The sequence below is a fragment of the Bradyrhizobium sp. USDA 4504 genome, assembly GCF_054063995.1.
In genome coordinates this window covers 5,218,967-5,244,920 of the sequence record NZ_JBSSGV010000001.1, presented here as the reverse complement: position 1 = coordinate 5,244,920, position 25,954 = coordinate 5,218,967, and the positions used below count along the sequence as shown (strand labels likewise).

Annotated in this window: 27 protein-coding genes; 21 read left to right on the top strand and 6 right to left on the bottom strand. The window is 64.2% G+C overall.

What is annotated here, in order from left to right; genetic code table 11:
• Nucleotides 1-105 precede the first annotated feature (105 nt).
• A complete protein-coding gene (locus ACVMB1_RS24660) occupies nt 106-1,224 on the bottom strand; it encodes a glycoside hydrolase family protein (protein WP_076830449.1) in 1,119 nt (372 codons plus the stop codon).
• Nucleotides 1,225-1,588: 364 nt separating this feature from the next.
• Between ACVMB1_RS24660 and ACVMB1_RS24655 the strand changes: the two genes are divergently transcribed.
• The 3 genes from ACVMB1_RS24655 to ACVMB1_RS24645 all read left to right on the top strand — a co-directional run bounded on the left by ACVMB1_RS24655 (nt 1,589) and on the right by ACVMB1_RS24645 (nt 2,691).
• On the top strand, nt 1,589-2,002 hold the full coding sequence (locus tag ACVMB1_RS24655; RefSeq protein ID WP_076830452.1) for a hypothetical protein: 414 nt from the start codon (nt 1,589-1,591) through the stop codon (nt 2,000-2,002).
• 98 nt (nt 2,003-2,100) lie between these two features.
• Nucleotides 2,101-2,310, top strand: coding sequence for a hypothetical protein (locus tag ACVMB1_RS24650; protein WP_141340037.1), 210 nt, complete (start codon nt 2,101-2,103; stop codon nt 2,308-2,310).
• Between the two features lie 174 nt (nt 2,311-2,484).
• Nucleotides 2,485-2,691 (top strand): hypothetical protein, encoded by a 207-nt coding sequence (locus tag ACVMB1_RS24645; protein WP_057019187.1) that lies wholly within the window; start codon nt 2,485-2,487, stop codon nt 2,689-2,691.
• Nucleotides 2,692-3,031: 340 nt separating this feature from the next.
• Here ACVMB1_RS24645 and ACVMB1_RS24640 read toward each other — a convergent pair whose 3' ends face one another.
• Entirely contained in the window at nt 3,032-3,190 is a 159-nt protein-coding gene (locus ACVMB1_RS24640) for a sigma factor-like helix-turn-helix DNA-binding protein (RefSeq protein WP_200844582.1), read from the bottom strand.
• A gap of 1,812 nt (nt 3,191-5,002) precedes the next feature.
• Between ACVMB1_RS24640 and ACVMB1_RS24635 the strand changes: the two genes are divergently transcribed.
• The 3 genes from ACVMB1_RS24635 (at nt 5,003) to ACVMB1_RS24625 (ending at nt 5,745) form a co-directional block, all read left to right on the top strand.
• Complete coding sequence (locus tag ACVMB1_RS24635) at nt 5,003-5,245, top strand: hypothetical protein (protein ID WP_141340038.1); 243 nt, start codon at nt 5,003-5,005, stop codon at nt 5,243-5,245.
• A gap of 25 nt (nt 5,246-5,270) precedes the next feature.
• Complete coding sequence (locus ACVMB1_RS24630) at nt 5,271-5,462, top strand: hypothetical protein (protein ID WP_057019190.1); 192 nt, start codon at nt 5,271-5,273, stop codon at nt 5,460-5,462.
• Nucleotides 5,463-5,565: 103 nt separating this feature from the next.
• Nucleotides 5,566-5,745, top strand: coding sequence for a hypothetical protein (locus ACVMB1_RS24625; protein ID WP_141340039.1), 180 nt, complete (start codon nt 5,566-5,568; stop codon nt 5,743-5,745).
• A 314-nt stretch (nt 5,746-6,059) separates the two neighbouring features.
• On the opposite strand, the gene ACVMB1_RS24620 is transcribed toward ACVMB1_RS24625, so the two are convergent.
• Nucleotides 6,060-6,290, bottom strand: coding sequence for a DUF3606 domain-containing protein (locus ACVMB1_RS24620; RefSeq protein ID WP_076830497.1), 231 nt, complete (start codon nt 6,288-6,290; stop codon nt 6,060-6,062).
• A 122-nt stretch (nt 6,291-6,412) separates the two neighbouring features.
• On the opposite strand from ACVMB1_RS24620, the gene ligD reads away from it, so the two are divergent.
• Entirely contained in the window at nt 6,413-7,336 is a 924-nt protein-coding gene (gene ligD, locus ACVMB1_RS24615; protein ID WP_076830458.1) for a non-homologous end-joining DNA ligase, read from the top strand.
• A 949-nt stretch (nt 7,337-8,285) separates the two neighbouring features.
• Here the strand turns inward: ligD and ACVMB1_RS24610 are convergent.
• The gene (locus ACVMB1_RS24610) at nt 8,286-8,552 is read right to left on the bottom strand and encodes an HGGxSTG domain-containing protein (RefSeq protein WP_076830537.1); all 267 of its coding nucleotides are present in this window, start codon (nt 8,550-8,552) and stop codon (nt 8,286-8,288) included.
• Complete coding sequence (locus tag ACVMB1_RS24605; RefSeq protein ID WP_076830540.1) at nt 8,549-9,208, bottom strand: hypothetical protein; 660 nt, start codon at nt 9,206-9,208, stop codon at nt 8,549-8,551. Before ACVMB1_RS24605 ends, ACVMB1_RS24610 begins: the two co-directional genes overlap by 4 nt.
• Before the next feature lie 433 nt (nt 9,209-9,641).
• Between ACVMB1_RS24605 and ACVMB1_RS24600 the strand changes: the two genes are divergently transcribed.
• The 3 genes from ACVMB1_RS24600 to ACVMB1_RS24590 all read left to right on the top strand — a co-directional run bounded on the left by ACVMB1_RS24600 (nt 9,642) and on the right by ACVMB1_RS24590 (nt 14,012).
• Nucleotides 9,642-11,963: a molybdopterin guanine dinucleotide-containing S/N-oxide reductase gene (locus ACVMB1_RS24600; protein ID WP_076830542.1), complete on the top strand. Its 2,322-nt coding sequence runs from the start codon at nt 9,642-9,644 to the stop codon at nt 11,961-11,963.
• Nucleotides 11,964-12,066: 103 nt separating this feature from the next.
• Nucleotides 12,067-13,110, top strand: a complete 1,044-nt coding sequence (locus ACVMB1_RS24595) for an alpha/beta fold hydrolase (protein WP_456849293.1) — start codon at nt 12,067-12,069, stop codon at nt 13,108-13,110.
• A gap of 26 nt (nt 13,111-13,136) precedes the next feature.
• Nucleotides 13,137-14,012: a PhzF family phenazine biosynthesis protein gene (locus tag ACVMB1_RS24590; RefSeq protein WP_076830548.1), complete on the top strand. Its 876-nt coding sequence runs from the start codon at nt 13,137-13,139 to the stop codon at nt 14,010-14,012.
• A 49-nt stretch (nt 14,013-14,061) separates the two neighbouring features.
• On the opposite strand, the gene ACVMB1_RS24585 is transcribed toward ACVMB1_RS24590, so the two are convergent.
• Nucleotides 14,062-14,568 (bottom strand): winged helix-turn-helix transcriptional regulator, encoded by a 507-nt coding sequence (locus tag ACVMB1_RS24585; protein WP_026193238.1) that lies wholly within the window; start codon nt 14,566-14,568, stop codon nt 14,062-14,064.
• 205 nt (nt 14,569-14,773) lie between these two features.
• On the opposite strand from ACVMB1_RS24585, the gene ACVMB1_RS24580 reads away from it, so the two are divergent.
• The 11 genes from ACVMB1_RS24580 to ACVMB1_RS24530 are packed head-to-tail and all read left to right on the top strand — an operon-like array spanning nt 14,774 to nt 25,943.
• Nucleotides 14,774-15,412, top strand: a complete 639-nt coding sequence (locus ACVMB1_RS24580) for a 2-hydroxychromene-2-carboxylate isomerase (RefSeq protein ID WP_076830551.1) — start codon at nt 14,774-14,776, stop codon at nt 15,410-15,412.
• Nucleotides 15,413-15,471: 59 nt separating this feature from the next.
• A complete protein-coding gene (locus tag ACVMB1_RS24575) occupies nt 15,472-17,016 on the top strand; it encodes a class I adenylate-forming enzyme family protein (RefSeq protein WP_229189138.1) in 1,545 nt (514 codons plus the stop codon).
• Between the two features lie 51 nt (nt 17,017-17,067).
• A complete protein-coding gene (locus ACVMB1_RS24570; RefSeq protein WP_076830559.1) occupies nt 17,068-17,805 on the top strand; it encodes an SDR family oxidoreductase in 738 nt (245 codons plus the stop codon).
• Between the two features lie 12 nt (nt 17,806-17,817).
• Nucleotides 17,818-18,999 (top strand): acyl-CoA dehydrogenase family protein, encoded by a 1,182-nt coding sequence (locus tag ACVMB1_RS24565; protein WP_076830562.1) that lies wholly within the window; start codon nt 17,818-17,820, stop codon nt 18,997-18,999.
• A gap of 20 nt (nt 19,000-19,019) precedes the next feature.
• Nucleotides 19,020-20,150 (top strand): acyl-CoA dehydrogenase family protein, encoded by a 1,131-nt coding sequence (locus tag ACVMB1_RS24560; protein WP_076830565.1) that lies wholly within the window; start codon nt 19,020-19,022, stop codon nt 20,148-20,150.
• 14 nt (nt 20,151-20,164) lie between these two features.
• Entirely contained in the window at nt 20,165-21,352 is a 1,188-nt protein-coding gene (locus tag ACVMB1_RS24555; RefSeq protein WP_076830568.1) for an acetyl-CoA C-acyltransferase, read from the top strand.
• Between the two features lie 21 nt (nt 21,353-21,373).
• On the top strand, nt 21,374-22,384 hold the full coding sequence (locus tag ACVMB1_RS24550; protein ID WP_057019203.1) for an NAD(P)H-dependent flavin oxidoreductase: 1,011 nt from the start codon (nt 21,374-21,376) through the stop codon (nt 22,382-22,384).
• A gap of 12 nt (nt 22,385-22,396) precedes the next feature.
• The gene (locus ACVMB1_RS24545) at nt 22,397-23,170 is read left to right on the top strand and encodes an enoyl-CoA hydratase-related protein (protein ID WP_076830571.1); all 774 of its coding nucleotides are present in this window, start codon (nt 22,397-22,399) and stop codon (nt 23,168-23,170) included.
• Nucleotides 23,171-23,210: 40 nt separating this feature from the next.
• Complete coding sequence (locus ACVMB1_RS24540; RefSeq protein WP_076830574.1) at nt 23,211-24,371, top strand: iron-containing alcohol dehydrogenase; 1,161 nt, start codon at nt 23,211-23,213, stop codon at nt 24,369-24,371.
• 24 nt (nt 24,372-24,395) lie between these two features.
• Entirely contained in the window at nt 24,396-25,202 is an 807-nt protein-coding gene (locus ACVMB1_RS24535) for a glutathione S-transferase family protein (protein WP_076830576.1), read from the top strand.
• A 39-nt stretch (nt 25,203-25,241) separates the two neighbouring features.
• The gene (locus ACVMB1_RS24530) at nt 25,242-25,943 is read left to right on the top strand and encodes an SDR family NAD(P)-dependent oxidoreductase (RefSeq protein WP_057019207.1); all 702 of its coding nucleotides are present in this window, start codon (nt 25,242-25,244) and stop codon (nt 25,941-25,943) included.
• The last annotated feature ends 11 nt before the right edge of the window (nt 25,944-25,954 follow it).

Below are 25,954 nucleotides of genomic sequence, written 5' to 3'. Positions count from 1 at the left end.
CGGTCAGCCCGGCGGCTGTCTCGTCGGCCGCAGCCGAACCGTGTCGCCGGAAGCGGGGGCATCGTCCGGAGCATTAAGGCCGGCGTTCACGATGCGCCTGCCATTCTAGCTCGAACACGCGTCGTTGCTGAGCAGCGGCGTCGGGTTCTCGGTCGAATTTTCCCCGCCGCGATACCATGGCTTGAAGCGAAACCCGGTTCTCGCATACGACCATGGCGCGGTCAGGGATCGGGCGCTGCCCTCCGTCGTATATTCTGAAGCGACGCCAGGATCTGGATTGTAGAGCGAGAAGACGCCGCGCCAGCTGCCGTCCGGCTGCTCCTGGGCGTAGGACAGCTCCACCTTGTTTCGCGAGACCGAAACCAGACGATCCGAAGCGTGATCGAACACGAATGGCCGCTCGAACCAGATCGTGGTCTCATCCTGCTTGATTGCGACGTTGGCCTCCTGTCGTGCCGTGCCGCCACCGACCAGCAGGGGAATCCCCAGCGGCACCGCGACATCAGCGGTGGCGGTTGCATTGAGACGGTGGGCGGAAAGCGTCGACGCAAAACCATCCGGCCGCGCAATGACGGTCTTCTTCGTGAACGGGCCGTGCGGGCCATCTGCCGTGGCAACCAGCGCGACGGCGTTCTGCGTGTTGTTGTAGTAGCCGTGATAGAAGATGACATATTCGCCGTTCGCGCGCCGACAGGCATAGCTGATCGACAGCCCGGACGCTTCCTCGGGCAGTGAGGGCGTGATCACGGCGCCGTGGCGCGTGAACGTCATGCCGTCAACGCTGGTCGCAAGCTTGATCTGCTTCGCCGCGCGGTCGAGGTAATAGATCATGTACGGCTCGGCTGCTCCAGGCTCATACACCACCTGCGCCGGGCCGATCCCGCCGGGCTCGGACGCGTCCGACTGAAGGGCGATTCCCTGCGGAATCCAGGCTCCTTCGTTCGTCGACGTCCAGAGCCGCAGCTGAAACCAGCCCGTCGTATAGGCTGACGCATAAAGACGCCTTGTATGCGCATCCGGCGCGATCGCGGATGGCCACGCCAAATGAAGAACGCCATCGGGCGGCGACAGCGCCGGCGTCAGGCTCGACACCAGGCCGTCGTCGCCGAACTCCCAGATGTGATAAATGCCGCTGCTCCCGACGCCATTGAGAAACCAGCTTCTGGCAATTGCGCCTGCCGGGAAAAGCGTGAGGATGACGAAAACAAGTCCCCGCACAATCATGAAATTTATCCTGGGTCGTGCCGTCTATCGAGCAAACAATTCCGTTGTGATGACACACTCGGGCGCTCGTTTCGCCCGGAGATTTGTTTCTGAAAATGACGCGGGCCTCGGATTGAAACGCGCAGGATGCGTCGGCGGATCAGTTACCGGCGGTGCTCGCAGTCGAGGTTGCGGCCGCTGCAGAGTCTTCTTGAAATCGCTGCCACGGCGGAGATCAGATCGTATTGCACAACGATCGACTCGCTGCCGCCGACTGCAACCAGTACAACGACTGACCGGCCTGATTTCTGTACTCAGGACCGGTTCCGCGCGACCATATCTTGGGAATTTGCAACGACAGGAGAATCCGGCTTTTGTGACCAGCATGGGCTCTAAATCTCGGGAGTACTTGTTCGGAGCGACGGTCAGGCATCTGGCCGAGCGCGCCAAGGAGGCTCGGCTCGAGGCGGATGGTGCGGCCTGCCGGGCATGGAACGCCCGCATGCTCGCTTTTCAGGGGCCCGCCCAGCCGTCGCCCGCGCTCGGCGATGCACTCAACGCCGGTTTCCGCTACCTCGAAGTGAAATGCCTCGGCTGCGAGACGCATCAGACGGTCGCGCTCGATATCGTGAGGCGGCCGAAGTGGACGCCGATCCACGAGCTGGAGCGCTATATGCGCTGCAAGCTGTGCTCGCGACGCTCCGGCTACCCGTTCAAGCGCAGCCATCTTGTGGTACTGCGGACGACTAAGATCTCCGCCATGAACCCGCCCTCAACCTGGTGGCCGGGAGAGCGCTGACACCGTCGCAGAGCATGCTGCGCCCAAAGTCCCACCTCACTATTGGAACATTCCAGGCCTTACCCGCTTGTTCCGAAATCCAGAACGAGTTCACTAACGTGACTGACGAATTTGAATATCTAGCGCACCGATTGGTGATTATCGAGCAACCCGGCGGTGGGTTCTTGGTCGAAGTCACGCCGATCGCCGGCGGCCAAACCATCAGAACAATGACCTACCAACGTACTCAAGAAGCGATCGCTGCAGCGAAGCGGACAATCGACAAGCATCCCGAAGGCAGGCGACCTGCCAATCTGGCCCGGTCTTAAAGTGGCTGACCACCCGCTGCGAAATTCAAGCTGAGACCTGTTCGCTCAAAAAGCACCGGCGCGTCAGTTCCTAACGGATGAAAAAATTTCGAGCGCCTAGATTATCCCAGGACAATGCGAGCCCGTGCGGCTGGTGTTCTGACGGTCGCTAGTTGGAATGTCAGGCGAACTGTCATGGTAAAGAAACGGCGCAAACGGACGATACAAACGTTGTCGCTCACCGCTCGGCTTGACCGGCTTGCTCAGGAATCGAGGGCGAAAGCGGCAGGTCTTCCCCCCGGAGCAGAGCGCGAGCATTTGCTGAAAAAAGCGCGCGAAGCCCGGCGGGCCATTGAGATCGAGGACCTGCTCAAGCTGCGAGGTATCGAGCTGCCGGTTTGATTTTCGGCGGCGGGATAGCACCGTTAGGCTGGCGCCCCAAAGAATGGCTCCAGCGAGGGGGTACACGCTGAGGCCAAGACGGTTGGATCATCCATGAGATGGCAGGCTCATCACATAAACAGGGCGCCGACGCCTACGATGAGCGCTACGAACGATATCGCCACCAACGCCATGAGGCTGTACTCGACGCCGTCGCCGTGACTGAACCTGAACATATGGAGAGCTTGCGCCGCGGCCTTGGTGTTCGCATTTACTTAGGCGTGTCAGGAGCCGTGTCCCATCTAGGTTCCGGCCTTATCTTAAGTGAAGATTCTTCGCGGGAAGAAGCTGTTGAGCGAGCCTAGCTCCCCGCCGCGAGACGCTTCCTCATTATCGTCAGTCGGGCGCTGACTGCGGCCTCTGTGCGGCCGAGTTTCTGGGCGATCTCGCGCTGGGTCAGCTCGGTCTCGCGGATCATCTGTAGCAGGCGCTGCTCTTCCTCTTCGGCCCAAGCTGGCAAGATGTTCTCCGAATTGTTTCGTCCTGAAATGCCAGTACCAATTGCACATCCTGGTCATCTCATCTTCCCGGGATTTGCCGGTCCTTCTCGTTTGTTCGGTCGAGTGTCCTAATTAGGACAGTATCTCCCTTAGCACGGGATGCCCGGCCCAAAGCTCGCCGTCGGTCGTCCCGAAAGGGATGACCGGCGCGGGTGGACAGTAAATCAACTTGCCAGGCTTGCTGCACTGGCTCATTGTCCCGCGATCACCGGCGAAGGCTTTGTCCGTAGGCGTCGGTGGCTGAAGACCGAGCGCGCTCCCGCCTGCAAGGAGGAGCTGCGCCATGAGCCAGCCATTCAGCGAAGAGACGATAGCGTTATTGGATCGCGCTCAGCGAGCCATTGATATGCGATCCTGGTGCGTGAACAGAGGCGACGCCATCTCGCCGAGGCCGGCCTTCGGTCGTTCCGGTTAGAGCTAGCGCTTTTCGAGGCAAACAAAGGCCTTTGGCTGGAACAGCATGCTCCAAGGTGTTCCATGCCTTTTTAGGATTCGCGGCGCAACCCAGGAACAACTGTTCACTTTGTAACTTAAGGAGTCCACTAAGAGCGCATCGAGAACTGAAGTGAACCAGCCCACTCTAGATCAGCGAACGACGCCGCACAAAGCCATGAACTGGCAGCAGTGCCCCAGATGCTCTGACATCCCCGAACTCGTCCGTGCCTTCCTCGATCCTGTCGGCGGGAAAACCGTGCGGCTCATGGAATGCAAATGCGGCGAACGCATCTGGAGCGACCAAATGACGGAATGACCCAATTTGGGCTACGGCCGCCTCCGTTGGCGGCCTCTTTCATTTTCGCATCCGCCCAAGAGAAAGCCGACCACGCTCGCGCCGGGCTTTTTTCTTGGCCCAAGAAAATGCCCTCAGCGAGGGCGATGGCCCGCGCTTGGCTGACGGCGCTCGGCCGTCTGGCTCTGTTGGCGATCACCACGAGCCGGTTATTAGCCCCAGCCTCGGTCCGCGCATCTGGACCGCTATGAGCCGGTGATCCATCTCATGTAGGATAGCACCCGTCGCCGCCGTGAGACGGCTCCGGCGCTTTGCGGGGCTAGCGTGCGCGCCAGAGCCGTCCCCACGCGCGCTCATGTCCGAGAGCGCACTGCATATTACCGGGGAATGCGACAAACGCCGACGGCACCTTGGATTACCCCTTAATTGTAAAAACGGCCCCAGCACCTCTGGGGGCCGGGAGGCCGGTGCTGGAGCCGCTACCTGATTCCGGTCTGTGTTGTTGGAGGCAGGTTCACCGGATCATGCTGGCGACGAAAGTTCCGGCACTTGCATGTGTTAATCTCTTGAAGCCCTTAGCTAGCCGAAGTTCGTGTCAGCTCGTCTGGCGAGATGGCGACTTCCTAGCAATTCGATGGCGCCCCCTTTAGGTAATCGCAAAAAGGCCCCAGCACGCCGAAACGCCGTTGCTGAGGCCCAGTCGTCCGATATTGCCGGGGCGCGACCCGACGGAGCTATTGCTAGCACGCTCCTGTGCGACCGCCAGTTTCTCCCAAAATATGCGCAGTAGGCAAGGAACCATCGAGAGGACAAGAGCGTCTAATTGGCGCTTCTGGTCAGCCAAGGTGCCCCCCGACTGCCTGGAAGAAAACCCGTATCGCTCGGGTTGGCGGCCCCCTCGTTGGGGCCGTTTTCAGTTCGCCGCGGAAAGCGCGAGCGGTGCTTGTCCAAAGTTGATCGCAACGATTCACATAGTTCAATGCGGAGCACACCATCCTGCAAGCTAATCGGTGAACTTGCGTTTCACAGGTGGATGGTTGCAATGGAATTTATTGAACGCCCGATGCGAGGCCGTTTCCTCGTTCGGCAAGGAAGCATTGGCTGGATGGTCTACGACAGCGAACTCAAAGGACCGGCACAGATAAAGAAAAATGGCCCCTTTGCCGAGAAGCTGACCAAGGAAAAAGCCGAGATCATAGCGCAGGCGCTGACGAACCAGATTCGTGCGAGATCGGATGATCCTGCGCAATCGCGGTGCGTCAAGGCCGCTATAAACGCGCGGTGAAAATGATCGTCCGGAGGGGGGACCATTGTTCATCATCGAACTCTTGAACCCTGACGCGTTCTCGGGAACAGGCAGCATCATCCTGCTCGAACTGACGGACGAGGATTCCGCGATGCGAGCCGCCCGAAAGATCGCTGCCGAGACGGGACGCCGCGTAACCGTGCGGAAAGAAGACATGCAAATCATTGGGACTATATCCGCGCCCACGACCCATTAGATCCGAGCCGAGCGGCGAGGCCGGTCATCTAAGCCCTTGCTCCGAGAAATATTCAGGCCTACGCTCAATCCTGTACGAGCAGTCCAGTTATTCGGAGCCGGCAATGCTTGTTTACCGCCCAACGAATTTGCAGATTGAACTCGAACGGCTGCGCAGGTCAGCGGACGATCTCCTCGCCCGAGCCAACGCTGCGCTGGGGTTGCCCAAGCCCGACACGTTTCTGGGACGAAGTCACCATGAGCCGATTCCGCTTCCGAACGAGCGCGCTTTCGGGATCGAATGAGCACCGGTTGATTGCTGCCGACCAGGCCCTAACTCCGACCGGCACCGCAACTCGGCCAACGATCGACGCGCTTGCGGCTGACGGCCACCGAGACAAAGGAGCGGGCTGTTTACTCTCGCGAAACGGCCTCTGGACTCCTGCTTGTTCCCCGAAGCGAAACGGCCCCAGCGAGAGGACATGCCGAGGCCGATTCGGTGCCCCAGCGAGGTGCCAGCCGGGGCCGCTCAAACTGATCGAGAATGTGCCCCGGTCTTCGGGGGCAAGAGCCGGGGCACTTTCATCCATGATGCCGCTCTGCCGCGAGCAGCACATTGCTAACGTCGCTTCGAAGGTGCCGTTCCTAACGACCTTTTCATCGCCGACCCGAGCCGACGCTCAACTCGCTTGCGGCTGGTGCCGACCTTCTTGACGGTCTTCTTCACCGATGCGGCCGACTTGCCGGTCTTCTTCGCCTCATAGCGCACTTCGTAATCCTGCCCGCCGGCGACGCGCGCTCGGTCCTGCTTGCGACCGCGCGCGGTCTGCTTCTTCGCTTTCTTTGCCATTCCGGCCTCCCTGTCGATGAGGGCCAACTCGGTTTATGATCGACCGTTCCATTTGCGGACCCGCGTCGGAACGATTGCGATTGCGCCAGTTTGAATCAGCTTATTGTTTGTGGAGTTGCGTTGTGGCGTTTCAGCGTAGGAAGCCCGAGGCGATCGGGACCAAGGCGCTCTTTCCCGGCTTCATCGCGCCGGCCCTGGCATCGCCGATCGAGAAGGTGCCGAGCGGCACACGCTGGATTCACGAGATCAAGTTCGACGGCTACCGGGTTCAGACTCACATCGCTAATGAAGACGTGAAGATCTACACCCGGCGCGGCAACGACTGGACCAGGCGCTTCAAGAAGGTGGTCCAAGACGCCTGGCACATTTCCGCATCATCAGCCATCATCGACGGCGAGATCGTCGTTCCCTCACCAGACGGCACGACCGACTTCTCCGTGCTGCAGAACGAGCTGCGCGGTAAGTCGACCAGGATCGTGATGGTGGCCTTCGACCTGCTCTATCTCAATGGCCGCGATCTCCGGAAGCTGCCGCTGAAGGAGCGCAAAGCGCTGCTGAAGAAGCTCGTCGCTGGCACCGAGGTCCAGTTCAGCGAAAGCTTCGAGGTGGACGGCCCCAAGATGTTCGCGCATGCCTGTAGGCTCGGCTATGAAGGCGTGGTGTCGAAGGTGGCGGATAGCGCCTATCCGACCGGCACCCGCAGCCGCGACTGGGTCAAGAAAACCTGCGCCCAGCGCGAGACGTTGACCATCGCCGGCTTTGCACTGGACGACAACGAATGGGACGGAATTTACGTCGGCCGGCGCAAGGGCAATGAGCTGATCTACGCCGGCAAGGTCGACCACGGCTTCGACAAGGCCTCGGCCGCCGATCTCCGCAAACGCCTGACGCCGCTGATCCGCAAGACGCAGCCCTACACCAAGCGCATCAAGCACAAGGGCGTATGGGTTGAGCCGAAGGTACTGGCCGAGATCGAGTATCGCGCCAAATCTGCCGAGGGCAAGGTGCGGCATCCGTTCTTTCGTGGGGTGCGAGAAGATCTATGAGCAAGCCTCGCTGTATTTTTTGCGACGACACAAGATGGGTGTGTGAGAACCATCAGGACCAGCCCTGGACCGGTCCGCACGCCTGCGCTTGCGGAGGCGCCGGTGCGCCCTGTCCGGCCTGCAATCGGCCGAATGATGACGGTCCCCCTCGAATGCCGGAGGGCTTCCAACCAGACGAATAAGCGAGGCTTGGCTGTGACGTTGCCGACGATGGCGTTGCCGCCGTCCTCCACCTTAACCTTCTGGACGGTGATAAGCCCGACAGGCCGGCAATTGGAAAGAGAGGGTTACTTCCTCAGTCGGATGCAAGGAGCCCACAGGGTTGGCGCCGGCAGCTTGCAGGGGCTAGCCCGGATGGACGGTCCCGTAGATTTACCATGACCCGGAATTCCAGCTGCCCGGGGCCGGAGCGGGCGCTAAGTTGATCGTGCGGGGGCGGCGCCTTGAGGGCAGGAGGCCGCAATGGAGCGTCTGTATTTGGGCATCACCGTCACCAGCACTTACGCGCTGGTCACCTTTGCGCTGATGCTGGCTTTCGTGCACTGATCGCCGGGAATCCGGATCTTTGCTCGCGGGGCCGCTACGGGGTGCGTTGTCTTCGCGGAACGCGCAATGTCCGGCAACCGGCAAGCTTTTACTGCGTCAGCGGGTTTAAACGTATGCCGAGGCCTGTAGCGATAACCCTGATGAGTTTGGCCGTTGCAACGCTCACGGCGTTCGGCATCGCCGCAGCCCTCATGATCCATTAAAGCGCGATGAGATTAGGTTGAATCGTCATCGCGCTTTAGCTCTTTGTTTGAGCATGATCTCCGCGCAAACGCTTCGCGTTTGTCGCAGGGAAAACCGCCTCGCACTTTTCCGGATCATGCTTTAGCGGGAATGGGCCAGCGGGATTTCGCGCCCGGCGGCCCGTTGGTCGTTGAGGCGTGCGGCCATTTGCGGAACGCAATCACTTCATCCCCTCCAGCATCCTCCGCACGTCTCCCAACAACGCCCGGATCTGCCTTCGCTCGGCGATCGCTTGCCGAGTGAACAGGCCATGCTTGCGCGCATTCCGGTTCGCCCGAGGCGCGCCGGAACCCTTTGCGCCGCCGTGCATGCGGCAGCGCGTCTTGCCGCGCACCGCCGGCGCGCGGCAAGAACTGCCGCAGCGAGTCCTGGCGCCGCAACGCCGGCTGGCCAGCATCGGGCCGGTCGTTTGGATGTGGCCGCTCATGCCTGTGCGTCCCGCGCCGCATCGGTGGAATTCCGCCGTCGCCTCGCGCCCGCGGGCCTCAGTGCCCGCGCCGCGGATGCCGGGCTGTTCTCGGACACGATCACGCTCGCATGCTGCGTGACGGTGCCGACGATGGCGTTGCCGCCGTCCTCGACCTTGACGTTCTGTACGGTGATGGCGGGCTCGCCATGGCTGCGGTGGCGGTTCAGCGCCTCGATCTGGGCGGGAAAGGTGCGGGCGAGCCGGCCCAATGCGCGCGCGGCGCTGTCGTGCTGGGCGAGGTCCTTGGCATGCGCGAGGTGATGGGCGCATCGCATTGCCATCACATGAACCGACACCATCTGCGCCACCAGCATGGCCTCGACGGAATCCCGCGGACCGATGCTTCTCACCATCGAGATCATGAAGGCGAGGTTGACCTCGCAGGGCTTGCCGCCGCTCACGCTGGCCTTGACCAATTGCCGCAGGATGCCGTCCATCGCGTCGCGGTCGGCGACTCCAAGTGCGTTCGCCATCAGCCGTGCGCCGAGCTCCGGATCAGGATGGTCGATGCGGAAGCCATGCGAGGAGAATTTGATCCGCGGGGCTGCGGCAGCCTGGGTCGGGCCGGGTGCGGCGGGCATCGTCGGCACGGTGATGTCGGGTGCAGTATCCATGTCGGGTAGTCCCTGGAATGCGCGTGGCAAGCGCGCAGACGATCGCTCGCTGCGGCAGCCGGTGCGATGTCGATTGTGGGGAGGGGTTTCGGTCTCACGTGCATCCGTCGCGCCTGCTGTTGCGGGCGACGGGGCACTTGCACGATTTCGGAATATTGGAAATGTATCCCTGATTTGCCCGACGCGTCAAGTGGCGTTGTCGGGCGCCGGCGGCCGCCCGGCGCCCTTTGCATGGGGTTGTTTTCGATATTTTGGCGGCACGGCCCCAGTGGGAAGTTCCGCCGCCGTCGCCCGCAGTCATGCCGGCAAGGCACGGTGCGATCCGTGTTAGCGGGTACCGTGCGCCGATTGGATCATTATACTGGCGGGGACGTTGCGACGGCGCGGCGAGGTGCCGGCCTCGGATGAACCGGCCTGGGATGAAGGAGCATCGATGAGCGAGACCATTGGCCACCCCGATCCCGGCCTCGATTTGTCCGACGGTTTCAAGCCGCACACCTCGCATTGGGGCGTGTTCTCGGCGCGGCTCGGCAAGGCGGGTCTCGAAGTCAGGCCCTATGCCGCCGATCCCGATCCGAACCGCATCATCAACAATTTCCCCGGCGCGCTGCGCCACCAGGCGCGCATCGCGCAGCCTGCGATCCGCCGCGGCTGGCTCGAGCGCGGGCCGGGCCCAGACGATCGGCGCGGCCGCGATGACTTCGTCTCGGTGAGCTGGGAGCAGGCGCTCGATCTGCTCGGCGGCGAGCTGACGCGGATCCGCGACACGATCGGCCCCAGCGCGGTATTCGGTGGCTCCTACGGCTGGTCGAGCGCGGGCCGTTTCCATCACGCGCAGAGCCAGGTGCACCGCTTCCTCAACATCGCCATGGGCGGCTATGTCCGCTCGGTGAACACCTATTCCTCGGGCGCGTCATCGGTGCTGCTGCCGCAGATCCTGACCGGCTACGAGGACATCACCAAGCGCAACGTCACCTGGGAGCAGATCGCGGCCGAGACCGACATCGTGCTGGCGTTCGGCGGCATGGCGCTGAAGAACTCGATGGTGGCCGGCGGGTCGATCAGCAAGCATGTCGAGCGCGGCGCGATGGCAGCCGCGCAGCGGCGCGGCTGCCAGTTCGTCCTGGTCAGCCCGCTGCGCGACGATCTCCCCGTCGAGGCCGGCGCCGAATGGCTGACGGCCACGCCCGGCACCGACACCGCGCTGATGCTCGGCATCGTCCATACGCTCGTCGGCGAGGGTCTGCACGATCAGGCCTTCCTCGATCGCTACACCGAGGGCTGGCCAGTGTTTTTGCGCTATCTGACCGGCGAGAGCGACGGTCAGCCCAAGAGTGCCGAATGGGCCGCGGCGATCTGCGGCATCGATGCCGGCACCATCAAGACGCTCGCGCGCCGGCTTGCCGGCCGCAGAGCGCTGATCACCGTGTCGCATTCGTTGCAGCGCGCCGAGCATGGCGAGCAGCCGGTGTGGATGGGCATGGTGCTGGCGGCGGCGCTCGGCCAGATCGGCCTGCCCGGTGGCGGCTACGCCTATTCGCTCGGCGCGATCGGCTATTACGGCCGCCGCGTCAATGCGGTGCCGGGACCGACGCTCGGGCAGGGCCGCAACGGCGTCGCCGACTTCATTCCGGTGGCGCGCATCGCCGACATGCTGCTCAATCCCGGCACCAGCTATCGCTACAATGGCGAGACGCGGACCTATCCGGATATCCGCCTCGTCTATTGGGCCGGCGGCAATCCGTTCCACCATCACCAGGACCTCAACCGCCTGCGCAAGGCGTTTGCGCGGCTCGACACGCTGGTGGTGCATGAGCTGGCCTGGACCGCCACCGCCCGCCACGCCGACATCGTGCTGCCCTCGACCATGACGCTGGAGCGCGAGGACATCGGCTATTCCAGCAACGATCCCTTGATGGTCGCGATGCACCGGATCGCCGAGCCGTTCGGCCTTGCGCGCGACGACTACGAGATCTTCGCCGATCTCGCCGAGCGGTTAGGGGCCCGCGAGCCCTTCACCGAGGGACGCACGTCGCGAGAGTGGCTGGAACATCTCTTTGAGCCGACCCGCAAGGCGCTCGCCGCGCGCGGGCTCGAGGCGCCGAGCTTCGACGAATTCTGGGAGCGCGGCAGCCAGGTGGTGCCGCAGCATCTCGACGACGGCGGCTCGCTGCGCCGTTTTCGCGAGGACCCCCTCGCGCGCCCGCTGCCGACGCCGAGCGGCCGCATCGAGATCTTCTCGCAGAAGATCGCTAGCCACGGCGATGCGGACTGTCCGGGCCATCCGGTCTGGCTCGAGAAATCAGACACGCCGACGCCGGGCGCGCCGTTCTTCCTCGTCGCCAACCAGCCGGTGACGCGCCTGCACAGCCAGCTCGATTTCGGCGGCCATTCGCTTGACGCCAAGTATCGCGGCCGCGAGGTCGCGCGCATGAACCCGCGCGACGCCGAGCCGCGCGGGATCGCCGACGGCGACATCATCCGCATCTTCAACGCGCGCGGCGCCTGCCTTGCCGCGGTGCATGTCACCGACGGCATCGCGCCCGGCGTGGTGCAGCTGCCGACCGGCGCCTGGTACGATCCGATGGACCCCGAGGAGGATGCGCCGCTCTGCGTGCACGGCAATCCGAACGTGCTGACTCGCGACATCGGCACGTCATCCTTCGCGCAGGGCTGCACCGGCCAGCTCACCAGCGTCGAGGTCGAGCGGTTCAACGGCAATCTGCCGCCGATCCGCGCGTTCGATCCGGCGTAATTTTGCGCGGAGATCACGAACAAATCATCGCTGGGCGCTGGATGGCGCCCACGCGTTCGGCTACGGCATCACGAGATCGCCCCTGAGTTCTGGATTTGCCGAGATGCACCTGAAAACCCTGTTTCACATCGCCGTCGCCGCGACCGTCGCGCTCAGTTCGTCCAGCGCATTGGCGCAATCGGCCGCCGAGCCGGCCTATGGACCAGAGCTGCAGGGCTTCGACTATCCCTATCCGGTGGAGCATTATCGCTTCAGCTCGCAGGGGCAGGAGCTCGACATGGCCTATCTCGACGTCAAGCCGGCGACGCCGAACGGCCAGACCGCGGTGCTGCTGCACGGCAAGAATTTTTGTGCCGCGACCTGGGACGGCACCATCAAGGCACTCAGCGGCGCCGGCTATCGCGTGATCGCGATCGACCAGATCGGATTCTGCAAGTCCAGCAAGCCGGAGCGCTATCAGTTCACCTTTCAGCAGCTCGCCGGCAACAGCCGCGCGCTGCTCGCCTCGCTCGGGATCGCGCATTCGATCATGGTCGGCCATTCGACCGGCGGCATGCGGGCGATGCGCTACGCGCTGATGTATCCGGAGGCGACCGACCACCTGGTGCTGGTCGATCCGATCGGGCTGGAGGACTGGAAGGCCAAGGGCGTGCCGTGGCTCAGCCTCGACGGTTGGATGCAGCGCGAGACGCGCGTCACCGCGGACAGCATCCGCGCCTATGAGCGCGCCACCTATTACGCCGACACGTGGGATGCGTCCTACGAGACGTGGGTGCAGATGCTGGCCGGCATGTATCGCGGAGAGGGCCGCGCCGCCGTGGCGTCGAGCTCGGCGCGGCTCTACGACATGATCGCGACCCAGCCGGTGTTCTACGAGTTCGAGCAGATCAAGCCGCCGACGCTGCTGTTTGTCGGCGACAAGGACACCACCGCGATCGGCAAGGACACCGCGCCGCCGGAGATCCGCAAGACGCTCGGCAATTATCCGGTGCTGGGCAAGGAGGCCGTGAAGCGGATCCCGCATGCGCAGCTGATCGAATTCCCCGACCTCGGCCATTCGCCGCAAATCCAGGCGCCGGCGCGCTTCCACGAGGCGCTGCTCGGCTGGCTGCAGCATCCGGAGACCGGCGCGACGCTGGTCAAGTAGGGACGGCGAGACAGGCGGGCGACATCATGACGACAGCCGAACTGGTCAGCGTGTTCACGGTCGATGGGCAGGGCGGCAATCCCTGTCCGATTGTCGTGGATGCAAGCGGCATGAGCGCCTCCGAGATGCAGGATATTGCGCGCCGCCATGGTCGCGAATCCGGCTTCGTGCTGCCGGCGCAGAGCGACGATTTCGACGCCACGTTCCGCTTCTTCGTTCCGAATCACGAGATGGAAATGTGCGGCCACGCGACCATCGGTGCGCTCTGGTTGCTTGCGCGCCATGGAAAGTTGCCGGGCGACACGATGCGGATCTCGACGCGCAGCGGTCCGGTCACCGGCTTCATCAGCCGTGGTCGTCACGGCGAGCCGCGTGTCGAGATCACCCAGCCGGCCGGGAAGACCGTTCCGCTGACCACGGGGCAACGCGACGACGTGCTGCGGGCGCTCGCGGTCGGGCCGGAAGCGATCGATGCGGTGGCACCGTGCAATGCCGTCACATCGCGGATCAAGACCCTCGTTCCGATGCGCTCTCCCGACGCGCTGAATGCGCTCGATCCCGCGGCCGAGCAAGTCGAGGCGGTCTGCGGCCGGATCGGATCGACCGGGCTCTATCCATTCGCCGTGATCGACCGAAAGGCTCGCCTGTTCGAGGCGCGGCAATTCCCGCGCTCCTCAGGTTATCGGGAGGATGCCGCGACCGGCATTGCGGCCGCGGCGCTTGCGTTCGGCCTGCTCGACTACCGCCTGGTCGCTCCTGATGACGACGAGATTCGAATCTTGCAGGGCAGGGCGATGGGGCGGCTGTCCGAGATTCGGGTCCGCATCGGCTTCGCCGGCGGCCGTGCCGTCGGCTGCCTGCTTGGCGGCAATGTTGCGCTGATGGCTGCGCCGTCACACTGAGCAGCCGCCAGCGCAAGGCGAGCCGGCTTCGTAAACAGTACATCCTGGTCTAATCAGCGGCACGCCTGGCCCGCTCCTGCGCCTTGGCGTGCACCGGTGATGATTTCCGCGCACCGGGGCCGGGATGCACGTGGACCGCCTTCGCGCTCAGCGGTTCGCCGCATTCCGAACAGACCATGACGGGATCGAACATCTTCTTGCAGGTCTTGTGTTCGTGCAGCATCGGCCGGCCGCGCGAATCGACCATGTGGACGTTGCCCCAGTGCACGATCGACATGATGATCGGATAGAGGTCGAGCCCCTTCTGCGTCAGGATGTATTCGTAGCGCTTCGGCGCCTCCTGATAGGGGATCTTGCGCAGCACGCCGAACCGCACCAGCTTCTTCAGCCGGTCGGCGAGCAGATGCCGCGTGATCCCGAGCGAGGCCTGGAAGTCATCGAACCTGCGGATGCGCAGGAAACATTCGCGCAGGACCAGCAGGCTCCAGCGGTCGCCGATGACAGCCACCGTGCGGGCCACCGAGCACGGCTCCTCCTCGAGGGCATCCCATTTCATCAGCATCTCCTGCGGTCTGCGTCGACATCGCCTTTTAAATTCTAAAACAGAACTAACGCAATTTCAATAGGATGCCTCGCCTGCAGCCGCGACTTAGTCATTGGATGACAAATATCATATTGACAGTTCTAAAATAGAACTTAAGGTCCCGGCTCGATCAACGCGGCGGCTGAGGGCTGCTGGCACTCAAAGGGAAGGGCGTTCCATGGTTGCTCCGCTCAAGGTCGAATTCCATTTCGATTTTGGAAGTCCGAACGCCTATCTGGCGGAGCAGGCGCTGCCCGAAATCGAGAAGCGTACCGGCGTGAAGTTCGACTACATCCCGGTGCTGCTCGGCGGCGTCTACAAGGCGACCGGCAACATGTCGCCCGGCGAGTCGCTGCGCGGCATCAAGAACAAGCCGGAATACAACGCGCTCGAGACCGAGCGCTTCCTGCGCCGCTACAACATCACGACGTTCAAGACCAACCCGTTCTTTCCGGTCAACACGCTGATGCTGATGCGCGGCGTCGTCGCTGCCGATTTCGAAGGGCTGTTCGAACCGTACTTTCGCGCCGCCTATCACCACATGTGGTCCGAGCCCAAGAAGATGGACGATCCGCAGGTGTTCCGCGAAGCGTTCCTGTCCTCCGGCCTCGATATCGACCGCATCATCGCCCGCGCCCAGCAGGACGAGGTGAAGAAGAAGCTGATCGACAACACCAGCAACGCGGTGGCGCGCGGCTCGTTCGGCTCACCGACCTTCTTCGTCGGCGACGAGATCTTCTTCGGCAAGGACAAGCTGCGCGAGGTCGAGGACGAGATCGTCGCGCAGCTGGCCGCGGGGCGGCGCAAGACCGCCTGAGCGGGAAAATTCCTCAAGACAACAAATCAGGCCCAAAGGGCTGTCACAGGGAGGTTTCAGTGCAGGCGTCGACCCAGTTTGAAGGAAGTGTGGAAGGCTTGCCGAACCGCATCCACGAGGTGATCGATCACCACGTCGGGGCGACGCCGGATCATCCGGCGCTGATCGACGACAAGATGCGGCTGACCTACCGCGAGCTCGATCGGGCGGTCAGTCGCGTCGCCGAGGCGCTGCGGGCGCTCGGCATCCGCGCCGGCGACCGCATGATGATCGTGAGCGAGAATTCGATCCCGCTCGCCTGCCTGCTGCTGGCGGCGAGCCGGCTCGATGCTTGGTCCATCGTGGTCAATCCCCGGCTGTCGCCGCGTGAGCTCGACCAGATCAGGGATCACAGCGGCGCCCGCCGCGTGCTGCTGACCGCCGAGGTCTCGCAGGAGGCGGCTACGCATGCCGCGCGTTACGAGGCCGCCGTGCAGGATGTCGGTCCGCTCCGCGGCATCGCCGTCACCGGTTTGAACCTGGCAACCGTGGCTGAGCCGGTCGAGGCCGACGGCGCCAACCAGGTCGCGGTTCTCATCTACACCTCCGGCACCACGGGCACGCCAAAGGGCGTGATGCTGACCCATCGCAATCTCTTGTTCAGCGCCCGGGCGACGGCAAGCTTCCGAAAGATGGCGGCCGACGACGTGCAGTATTGCGTGCTGCCGATCTCGCATATCGTCGGCATCTCGTTGCTGACCATGACCCTGATGATCGGCGCCACCGTGCGTCTGGTGGCGAAATACGATCCGGCCGCGCTGGTCAAGGCGATGACTGAAGAGGGCATCACGATCCTGAACGGCGTGCCCGCGACCTATCAGCGTCTGCTCGAATACCGGCGCAATGCCGGCCTGCCGAAGCTCGATCGCGGCCGGTTGCGGGTGATCTCGGTGGCCGGCGCGCCGCTCGACCTCGATCTCAAATCACGGGTCGAGCAGGAGCTCGGGCTGCCGCTGCTCAACGGTTACGGCATCACCGAATGCTCGCCGGGCATCTCCGGCGTCCGGCCCGACAATCCGCGGGCTGACCATGCGGTCGGCACCGTCATGCCCGGCCTCGAGGCCAAGCTGATCGGCCGCGACCTCAAGCCGGTTGCGTCAGGCGAAGTCGGCGAGCTGCATGTTCGCGGCCCCAACGTGATGCGCGGCTATTACCGCGCGCCCGACCTGACGGCGAAGGCGATCGACCCCGACGGCTGGTTCAACACCGGCGATCTGGCCCGCTTCGAGAATGATGCGCTCTATATCGTCGGGCGGACCAAGGAGATGATCATCCGCTCCGGGTTCAACGTCTATCCGGCCGAGATCGAGGCGGTGCTGAGCACGCACGACGCCGTGGTGCAATGCGCCGTGGTCGGCCGGCCGGTCGAGGGCAACGAAGAGGTGGTTGCCTTTGTGCAACTGATCAAGGGTTCGACCGCCACGGTACAGGACCTGATGGCCCATATTGCCCCGCAACTCACCTCGTACAAGCGGCCGTCGGAGATTATCCTGATGGACGCGCTGCCCGCGACATCGACGGGCAAGCTGCTGAAGCACAAGCTCGCGGAGTCGCTGCGCGGCTGAGGCTGAGCCATCGCCGCGAGCCAGTTCACTCAAACAAGACCGGAGTACACCATGCAGAAGAGAAACAGGACGGTGGCCGTCATTGGTGCCGGTGATTTCATCGGCGGCGAGATCGCCAAGAAGTTCGCCTCCGAAGGCTTTACGATTTTCGCTGGCCGCCGCAACGGCGACAAGCTGGCGCCGCTGGTCAAGGAGATCGAGGCCGCCGGCGGCGAGATCCATGCGCGCTCGCTCGATGCGCGCAAGGAAGAGGAGATCACGGCCTTCCTCAACGACGCCGACAAGCATGCGCCGCTGGAGGTCTGCATCTTCAATATCGGGGCCAACGTCAATTTCCCGATTCTCGAGACCACCGAGCGCGTGTTCCGCAAGGTCTGGGAGATGGCCTGCTACTCCGGCTTCCTGGCCGGGCGCGAGGCGGCGCGGCTGATGATGCCGCGCGGCGAGGGCAACATTTTCTTCACCGGCGCCACCGCGTCACTCCGCGGCGGCAGCGGCTATGCCGCCTTTGCCAGCGCCAAGTTCGGCTTGCGCGCCGTGGCGCAGGCGATGGCGCGCGAGCTGGGACCGAAGAACATCCATGTCGCGCATCTGATCATCGATTCCGGCGTCGATACTGAATGGGTGCGGCAGCGCCGCATCGAGGCGCTCGGCCCGAACGCGCTCGACGATCCCGATCTCTTGATGCCGCCGGCATCGGTCGCGGGCGCCTATTGGCAGCTCTATCAGCAGCCGAAGAGCGCCTGGACCTTCGAGTTGGAAATCCGGCCCTTCGGCGAGAAGTGGTAGGGAGCCGGTCAGATGGAGCTCGCGCTATCCCCTGAAGATGCGGCGTTCCGCGATGAGGTTCGCGCCTTCATCAAGGACAACTACCCGGCGGAGATGCGCGTCGCCAATCCGGAGACCGATCTCTCCAAGGAGCAGATGCTGCTGTGGCATCGCATCCTGCACAAGAAGGGCTGGATCGCGCCGCTCTGGCCGAAGGAATATGGCGGGCCCGGCTGGTCGATCACCCGCCGCTTCATCTTCGAGCAGGAGACGACGCGCGCTGGCACGATGCCGCCGCTGGCGTTCAGCGTCACCATGGTCGGGCCCGTCATCTACACCTTCGGCAACGATGTGCAGAAGAAGAAATTCCTGCCGCGCATCTTGTCCGGCGAGGATTGGTGGTGCCAGGGCTATTCGGAGCCGGGCTCCGGCTCCGACCTCGCGACCGTCCGCACCAAGGCGGTGCGTGACGGCGACCACTACATCGTCAACGGCCACAAGACCTGGACCACACTGGCGCAGCACGCCGACTGGATCTTCTGCCTGGTGCGCACCGATCCCACGGCCAAGCCGCAGTCCGGCATCTCGTTCCTCTTGATCGACATGAAGTCGCCCGGCGTCACCGTGCGCCCGATCATCACCATCGACGGCTCGCACGAGGTCAACGACGTCTTCCTGGAGAACGTGCGCGTTCCCGCCGAGAACTTGATCGGCGAGGAAAACAAGGGCTGGACCTACGCCAAATTCCTGCTCGGCAATGAGCGCACCAGCATGGCCGGCATCGGCCGCTCGACGCGCTACATCGCGCGGCTGAAGAAGATCGTGAAGGCGGAGATCCCCGAAGACGATCCGGCGCATCTGGAATTCATCCGGGACATCGCCCGCGTCGAGCTCGACGTGCTGGCGCTGGAGGCGACCGAGCTTCGCGTCGTCGGCCAGATGGCGCGCGGCATCGACCCGGGACCGGCCGCCTCGTTGTTCAAGATCCGGGGCACCGAAATCTTCCAGAACATCACTGAGCTGACGCATCGGGCGATCGGCAATTACGGGCTTGCGATCCGCGAGCATCCGGTCAGCGCCAATCACTTCATGCCGGGCCCCGACTACGGCCACACCGCGTCGGAGAAATTCCTCAACTCGCGCAAGCTCTCGATCTACGGCGGGTCGAACGAGATCCAGCGCAACATCATCGCCAAGGCGGTGCTTGGACTCTAGCCACAAGCAACGAGGATCGGATGGATATCCAGTTCACGGAAGAGCAGGAATTGTTGCGGTCCAGCGTCCAGCGGCTGCTGCGCGACCAGTATGACTTTGACGCCCGCCGCAAGATCGTCGCGAGCGAGGAGGGTTTTGGCCGCAAGCAATGGGCTGAATTCGCCGAGCTCGGCCTGCTCGCCGCGCCGTTCTCGGAAGCGGTCGGAGGGCTCGGCGGCGGGCCGTTGTCGACCATGATCATCATGCAGGAGTTCGGCCGCCATCTTGTCGTGGAGCCCTTTGTCGAGACGGTCGTCGTCGCGGGTGGCTTGATCGAGCAGGCAGGTTCCGACGCGCAGAGGCAGGCGTTCATCGCCGACATCATCGCTGGCACGAAACTCTGGGCGCTGGCCTGGACCGAGAAGGGTTCGCGCTTCGATCTCGCCACCGTCACCACCACGGCGCGCCGCGAGGGCAACGATTACGTGCTCACCGGGGAGAAGACGGCGGTGCTGGCCGCGCCGTGGGCGGATTATCTGATCGTCTCCGCGCGCACCGCGGGTCATCGTCACGATCGCGGCGGCGTCAGCCTGTTCGTCGTCGATCGCCGCGCCGCCAATCTCGATCTGCAAAGCTTCAGGACGATCGATGGCCGAACGGCGGCCGAGATCAGCCTGCGCGGCGTGCGCGCGGAATTGCTGGGCAGCGAAGGCGGGGGCGTCGCCGCGCTGGAAGCCTGCCGTAACCGCGCGATCGGCGCGCTCTGCGCCGAGGCGGTCGGCGCGATCGGCGAACTGAACGCCGCGACGCTGGACTATTCCAAGACGCGAAAGCAGTTCGGCGTCACGATCGGCAGCTTCCAGGTGCTGCAGCACCGGATGGTCGACATGTTCATCGCGCATCAGGAGGCGTTGTCGCTGATGCAGCATCTGAGCCTCAGTCTCAGCGACGATGAGGCCGGCGTGTCTCGGCTCGCCTCCGGCGCCAAGTCGAAGATCGGATATGCCGGCAAGTTCGTCGCCGACCAGGCGGTGCAGCTGCATGGCGGCATGGGCATGACCGACGAGCTCAATGTCGGCCATTACTTCAAGCGGATTTCCTCCATCAACATCCAGTTCGGCGATCCCGCCTATCACGTGCTGCGTTATGCGCAGCTCGACGCGGTCGCCTAAGCCAGAGAGGCAACATGTCACAGGATGCAGTCATCGTTTCCACCGCGCGCACCGGCGTCGGCAAGGCCTATCGCGGCGCGCTGAACAACACCGACGGCCCGACTTTGGCCGGCCATGTGATGGCCGAAGCGGTGAAGCGTGCCGGCATCGCGCCCGGCGAGGTCGAGGACGTGGTGATGGGCTGCGCGATGCAGCAGGGTACCATGGTGATGAACGTCGCGCGCAAGGGTGCCATCCGCGCCGGGCTGCCGGTGACGGTCGCCGGCACCACCATCGATCGGCAATGCGCCTCCGGCCTGCAGGCGATCGCGGTCGCCGCCCGCTCTGTCATGCTCGACGGCGTCGAGATCGCGATCGGCGGTGGCATCGAGTCGATCAGCCTGGTGCAGAACGAGCACATGAACAGGTTCCACGCCGTCGACGACGAGCTGATGGCAATGAAGCCCGAGATGTACATGTCGATGCTGGAGACCGCCGAGGTCGTCGCCGAGCGCTACGGGATCGGCCGCGACAAGCAGGACGAGTACAGCCTCGAGTGCCAGCGCCGCGTCGGCGCCGCGTTGCAGGGCGGCCGCTTCAACGACGAGATCGTGCCGATCACGACCAAAATGGCCGTGGCCAACAAGGACACCAAGGAGGTCAGCTATCAGCAGGTGACGCTGGCCAAGGATGAGGGGCCGCGGCCGGATACCACGGCGGATGGGCTCGCCAAGATCAAGCCGGTGTTCGAGGGCAGGACCATCAGCGCCGGCAATGCGAGCCAGCTCTCGGACGGCGCCTCGGCCTGCGTGATCATGAGCGACAAGGTTGCCGCGCAGAAGGGCCTGAAGCCGCTCGGCATCTTCCGCGGCTTCGTCGCCGCCGGCGTCGAGCCGGACGAGATGGGCGTCGGCCCGGTTGCCGCGATCCCGCGGCTCCTCAAGCGGCACAACCTCAAGATCGACGACATCGATCTCTGGGAGCTCAACGAGGCCTATGCGGTGCAGGTGATCTATTGCCGCGACAAGCTCGGCATCGATCCGGACAAGCTGAACGTCAATGGCGGCTCGATCGCGATCGGCCATCCCTACGGCATGACCGGGGCGCGGCTCACCGGTCACCTCTTGATCGAGGGCCGGCGGCGCAAGGCGAAATACGGCGTGGTGACCATGTGCATCGGCGGCGGCATGGGCGCGGCGGGCCTGTTCGAAATCGTCCACTGAGCGGAAACGCGGGAGAGACTTGTGAAGACAGCAATCACTGAACTGTTCGGCATCCAGCATCCGATCATCCAGGGCGGCATGCATTTTGTCGGCTTCGCCGAGATGGCGGCCGCGGTGTCCAATGCCGGCGGTCTCGGCATCATCACCGGCCTGACCCAGAAGACACCGGAGCTGCTGGCGAAGGAGATCGCGCGCTGCCGCGACATGACGGACAAGCCGATCGGCGTGAACCTCACCTTCCTGCCGAGCTTCACCGCGCCGCCCTATCCCGAATACATCGCGGCGATCCGCGAGGGCGGCGTCAAGGCGGTGGAAACCGCGGGCCGCAGCCCGGAGCAGTACATGCCGGCGCTGAAGGCGGCCGGCATCAAGGTCATTCACAAATGCACCTCGGTGCGGCATTCGCTGAAGGCCGAGAAGATCGGCTGCGACGCGGTCAGCGTCGACGGCTTCGAGTGCGGCGGTCACCCCGGCGAGGACGACATCCCGAACATGATCCTGCTGCCGCGCGCGGCGGACGAGTTGAAGATCCCGTTCGTCGCTTCGGGCGGCATGGCGGATGCGCGCAGCCTTGTCGCGGCGCTGTCGATGGGCGCTGCCGGGATGAACATGGGCACGCGCTTCATCGCGACGAAGGAAGCGCCGGTTCATCCCAATGTGAAGCAGGCGCTGCTCGACGCCGACGAGCTCGACACCCGCCTCGTGATGCGCGCGCTACGCAACACCGAGCGGGTGCTGAAGAACAAGGGCGTCGATGAGCTGCTCGAGATCGAGCGCGAGAAGGGCGCCAGGCTGAAGATCGAGGATATCCACGAGCAAGTCGCCGGCGTCTATCCGAAGGTGATGATCGACGGCGAGATGGATGCCGGCGCCTGGAGCTGCGGCATGGTGGTCGGCCTTATCAATGACATCCCGACCGTCAAGGAGCTGATCGACCGCATCATGGCCGAAGCCGAAGCGATCATCCGGCAGCGGTTGACCGGCTTCCTCGACGGTAAGTTCGAAACCATGCCGGCCCGCGCGGTCGCCTGACGGGAGAGTGCCATGACCGAGCACGTCAAGGTTGAGATCGCCGCCGGCGTCATGACGCTGACCTTGCAGCGGCCCGAGAAGAAGAATGCGCTGACCGGCGCCATGTATGACGCGATGTCGCATGCTCTGAAAGAGGCCGAGACCGATCCGGCCGTCCGCGTCATCCTGTTCCAGGGCGACGGCGACAGCTTCACCGCGGGCAACGACCTCGCCGACTTCGCGAGCCAGGCACGCGGCGAAAGCGCAGTCGATAGCCCCGCGCATCGCTTCATCGAGACCATCAGCAAGGTCGGCAAGCCGCTGGTCGCCGCCGTGCAGGGCAATGCGGTCGGCGTCGGCACCACCATGCTGCTGCATTGCGACCTGGTCTATCTTGCCGAGAATGCGCGGCTGATCACGCCGTTCGTCAACCTCGCTCTGGTTCCGGAAGCGGCGTCGAGCTGGCTGCTCCCCTTGAGGATCGGACACGCGCGGGCCTATGCGATGTTCGCGCTCGGCGAGCCGATGGATGCGCAGGGTGCGCTGGCATCTGGTCTCGCCAACGCCGTGGTGCCGCAGGCCGATCTGCGCAAGAGGGCGCATGACGCGGCTGTCGCACTGACCAGGCGGCCGGCGGGGTCGCTCAGCATGACCAAGAAGCTGATGCGCGAGCAGCAGAAGATCGCGGCGCAGATCGCCGAGGAAGGCGTGCTGTTCAAGGAGCGGCTGACGACGCCCGAGGCGCGCGAAGCCTTTGCCGCCTTCGCCGAACGGCGTCAGCCTGATTTCACCAAGCTGTCGGCCTGACCGACAGCGGAACTCACGGACACATCGAGGGAGTGAAAGCATGCGCGTCACCGGCAGCCATCAATACCCGACCATGGAATCCGTGATCTACGGCAAGCCGGCGGCCGAAGCGCTGCGCGAGGAGGCCGAGCGGCTGGATGCCAGGCGCGTCTATCTGATCGCCAGCCGGACGTTGAACACCACGACCGACGAGATCGGGAAAATCCGTCAAGCCCTCGGCGACCGCCACGCCGCGACCTTCGACGGCGTGCCGCAGCACACGACGCGGGACGTGGTGACGCAGATCGCGCGGCAAGCCGGCGAGGCCAAGGCGGACCTCGTCGTCGCGATCGGCGGCGGCTCGGTGGTCGATGCGGCGAAGATCGTGCTGATGTGCATGGAGCACGAGATCTTCGAGCCTGATGGCCTCGACGGCTTCGAGACCACGCCGGACCGCCGCTTCGGGCCGTTCCGCACGCCGAAAGTGCGCATGATCGCGATCCCCAGCACGCTCTCCGGCGGCGAATACAATTCCGGCGCGCTGGTCACCGATACCAGCCGCAAGCTGAAGCAGATCTTCAACCACCCGATGATGATGCCGCGCAGCATCATCCTCGATCCCGCGATCACGAAATATACACCGGAGAAGCTCTGGCTCGGTTCCGGGACGCGGGCGATGGATCACGGCATCGAGGCGATCTGCTCCAGCCGTCCCAACGTGCTGGTCGACGCGGTGTGCCAGCAGGGGCTGCGCTATCTGCACGACGGTCTGCTGCGCACCAAGGCCCACCCCGACGACGAGCCGGCGCGGCTGAGCTGCCAGCTCGGCTCCTGGCTGTCGGCGTTCGGATTGCAGTCGCGAGTGCCGATGGGCGCCAGCCACGCCATCGGCCATGTGCTCGGCGGCACCTGCGACGTGCCGCATTATTTCTGCACGGCGGTGATGATGCCGAGCGTGCTCCGCTATAACCGCCCGGCGACGGAAGCCGCCCAGCGATCGATCGCCGCTGCGCTCGGCGCGCCGGGGCGCGATGCCGGCGAGGCGTTTGCGGCGTTCATCGCGGAGCTCGGCTTGCCGCGGCGGCTTGCCGATGTCGGCGTCGGCGAAGATCGGTTTGAGCTGATCGGCCGGAACGCCATGCTGTCGATCTTCACCCGGGCCAACCCGCAGCCGATCCGCGAGCCCGGCGACGTCGTCAAGATCCTGAAGCTGGCCGCCTGAGGCATCAGCACCGGAGCAGCCGCCATGGCCGCCTTGCGCATCTTCTCCTATCTGCCGAACCCACGGGTCTGGAAGGCGACCATCGCGGCGCGGTTCTGCGGCGTCGACGTCGAGGTCAGGGGCGCGTCCGGCAAGGAGTTGCGGGACTGGTTGTGGGACTATGATGCCCGCCCGCTGGCGGAGCATGAGCGCGCCTCGCTGTCGTCGCTGGCACGGACCGGGCGGGTCGGACTGACCGGGGCGCAACTGTTCAAGACCGATGCGTTCATGGCGGCGCAGCCGTTCGGCAATGTGCCGGCCGCGTTCGGCGCCGACGGCAAGGTCGGAATCTTCGAATCGAACAGCATCATGCGCACGGTGGCGCGGCTCGGCGAGGCGAAGTTCCCGCTCTACGGGCGCGACGCCTTTGAGGCGTCGCGGATCGACAGTTTTCTCGATGTAAGCCTGGTGTTCGCGCGGGACTCGCAAATCTATCTGCTGGCGCTCTCGGGCGGCACCGTCGATGCGGCCATTCATGCGCGCGCCAAGGATGCGTTCGCGATCTATGCGTCCGGCATCGAGCAGGCGCTGTCGCCGCGGCAGGAGGCGCTGGTCGGGAACGGTATCTCGATTGCCGACATCTGCTTTGCCGCCGAACTCGCGCTGTTCATGAATGAACATGCGCGGACCGAGCAGCTGAAAAAGCAAGGATTGGCGAAAATCCTGCATTCGGGCGTGCAGGATGAGTATCCGCTGATGTTCGCGCACTTTGGCCGCCTGATCGCGCATGAGCATGTCGGGCCGGACCTCAAGCCTTACGTCGAGAAGCTGCTGTCGAAGGCGGCCGCCTGACCATGAAGGCCATGAGCCGCAACGCGGAGGGTTGATCGCATGACCGCACCTGTCTCTCTGATATCCGGCGTTGGGCCCGGCACCGGTTCGGCGCTCGCCAGGAGATTCACTGAGGGCGGCTATCGCGTCGCGCTTCTCGCCAGGAACGAGGCGCGCCTCGCCGCGCTCGAAAAGCAGCTGCCGGGCGCAAAGGCCTATCGGTGCGACGTGTCCGATCCCGCGCAGGTCGAGGCGGTGGCCTCCGCCGTGGAGCGCGATCTCGGCAATCCCGCCGTGGTCATTCATAACGCCGTCGGCGGGGCGTTCGGCACCTTCCGCGAGATCGATCCGGAGATTCTCAATCGCAACTTCCAGGTCAACACGATGGGATTGCTGTACCTGGCACGGCGATTTGCCCCGGCGATGATCGCTGCCGGCAAGGGCGCCATCGTCGCGACCGGCAATACGTCGGCGTTGCGCGGCAAGGCCGGCTTCGCGGGGTTCGCGCCGACCAAGGCGGCACAGCGGATTCTCGCCGAGGCGATGGCCCGCGATCTGGGGCCGCAAGGTGTTCACGTCGCCTATCTCGTGATCGATGCCGTGATCGATCTGGAGTGGACGCGCAAGCGCTGGCCGGATCGGCCGGACGACTTCTTCATCAAGCCGAAAGCGATCGCCGACGAGGTCTGGCACGTCGCCCATCAGGATCGCAGCGCGTGGTCGTTCAATGTCGAGATCAGGCCGTTCGGCGAAGCCTGGTAGCGCCGCGCGCC

Excerpts from the sequence above, each read along its gene's own strand:
- ACVMB1_RS24660 (WP_076830449.1), bottom strand. The coding sequence starts at position 1,224 with ATGATTGTGCGGGGACTTGTTTTCGTCATCCTCACGCTTTTCCCGGCA.
- ACVMB1_RS24655 (WP_076830452.1), top strand. The coding sequence starts at position 1,589 with ATGGGCTCTAAATCTCGGGAGTACTTGTTCGGAGCGACGGTCAGGCAT.
- ACVMB1_RS24645 (WP_057019187.1), top strand. The coding sequence starts at position 2,485 with ATGGTAAAGAAACGGCGCAAACGGACGATACAAACGTTGTCGCTCACC.
- ACVMB1_RS24635 (WP_141340038.1), top strand. The coding sequence starts at position 5,003 with ATGGAATTTATTGAACGCCCGATGCGAGGCCGTTTCCTCGTTCGGCAA.
- ACVMB1_RS24625 (WP_141340039.1), top strand. The coding sequence starts at position 5,566 with ATGCTTGTTTACCGCCCAACGAATTTGCAGATTGAACTCGAACGGCTG.
- ACVMB1_RS24620 (WP_076830497.1), bottom strand. The coding sequence starts at position 6,290 with ATGGCAAAGAAAGCGAAGAAGCAGACCGCGCGCGGTCGCAAGCAGGAC.
- ACVMB1_RS24610 (WP_076830537.1), bottom strand. The coding sequence starts at position 8,552 with ATGAGCGGCCACATCCAAACGACCGGCCCGATGCTGGCCAGCCGGCGT.
- ACVMB1_RS24605 (WP_076830540.1), bottom strand. The coding sequence starts at position 9,208 with ATGGATACTGCACCCGACATCACCGTGCCGACGATGCCCGCCGCACCC.
- ACVMB1_RS24600 (WP_076830542.1), top strand. The coding sequence starts at position 9,642 with ATGAGCGAGACCATTGGCCACCCCGATCCCGGCCTCGATTTGTCCGAC.
- ACVMB1_RS24595 (WP_456849293.1), top strand. The coding sequence starts at position 12,067 with ATGCACCTGAAAACCCTGTTTCACATCGCCGTCGCCGCGACCGTCGCG.
- ACVMB1_RS24590 (WP_076830548.1), top strand. The coding sequence starts at position 13,137 with ATGACGACAGCCGAACTGGTCAGCGTGTTCACGGTCGATGGGCAGGGC.
- ACVMB1_RS24585 (WP_026193238.1), bottom strand. The coding sequence starts at position 14,568 with ATGAAATGGGATGCCCTCGAGGAGGAGCCGTGCTCGGTGGCCCGCACG.
- ACVMB1_RS24580 (WP_076830551.1), top strand. The coding sequence starts at position 14,774 with ATGGTTGCTCCGCTCAAGGTCGAATTCCATTTCGATTTTGGAAGTCCG.
- ACVMB1_RS24570 (WP_076830559.1), top strand. The coding sequence starts at position 17,068 with ATGCAGAAGAGAAACAGGACGGTGGCCGTCATTGGTGCCGGTGATTTC.
- ACVMB1_RS24565 (WP_076830562.1), top strand. The coding sequence starts at position 17,818 with ATGGAGCTCGCGCTATCCCCTGAAGATGCGGCGTTCCGCGATGAGGTT.
- ACVMB1_RS24560 (WP_076830565.1), top strand. The coding sequence starts at position 19,020 with ATGGATATCCAGTTCACGGAAGAGCAGGAATTGTTGCGGTCCAGCGTC.
- ACVMB1_RS24555 (WP_076830568.1), top strand. The coding sequence starts at position 20,165 with ATGTCACAGGATGCAGTCATCGTTTCCACCGCGCGCACCGGCGTCGGC.
- ACVMB1_RS24545 (WP_076830571.1), top strand. The coding sequence starts at position 22,397 with ATGACCGAGCACGTCAAGGTTGAGATCGCCGCCGGCGTCATGACGCTG.
- ACVMB1_RS24540 (WP_076830574.1), top strand. The coding sequence starts at position 23,211 with ATGCGCGTCACCGGCAGCCATCAATACCCGACCATGGAATCCGTGATC.
- ACVMB1_RS24535 (WP_076830576.1), top strand. The coding sequence starts at position 24,396 with ATGGCCGCCTTGCGCATCTTCTCCTATCTGCCGAACCCACGGGTCTGG.
- ACVMB1_RS24530 (WP_057019207.1), top strand. The coding sequence starts at position 25,242 with ATGACCGCACCTGTCTCTCTGATATCCGGCGTTGGGCCCGGCACCGGT.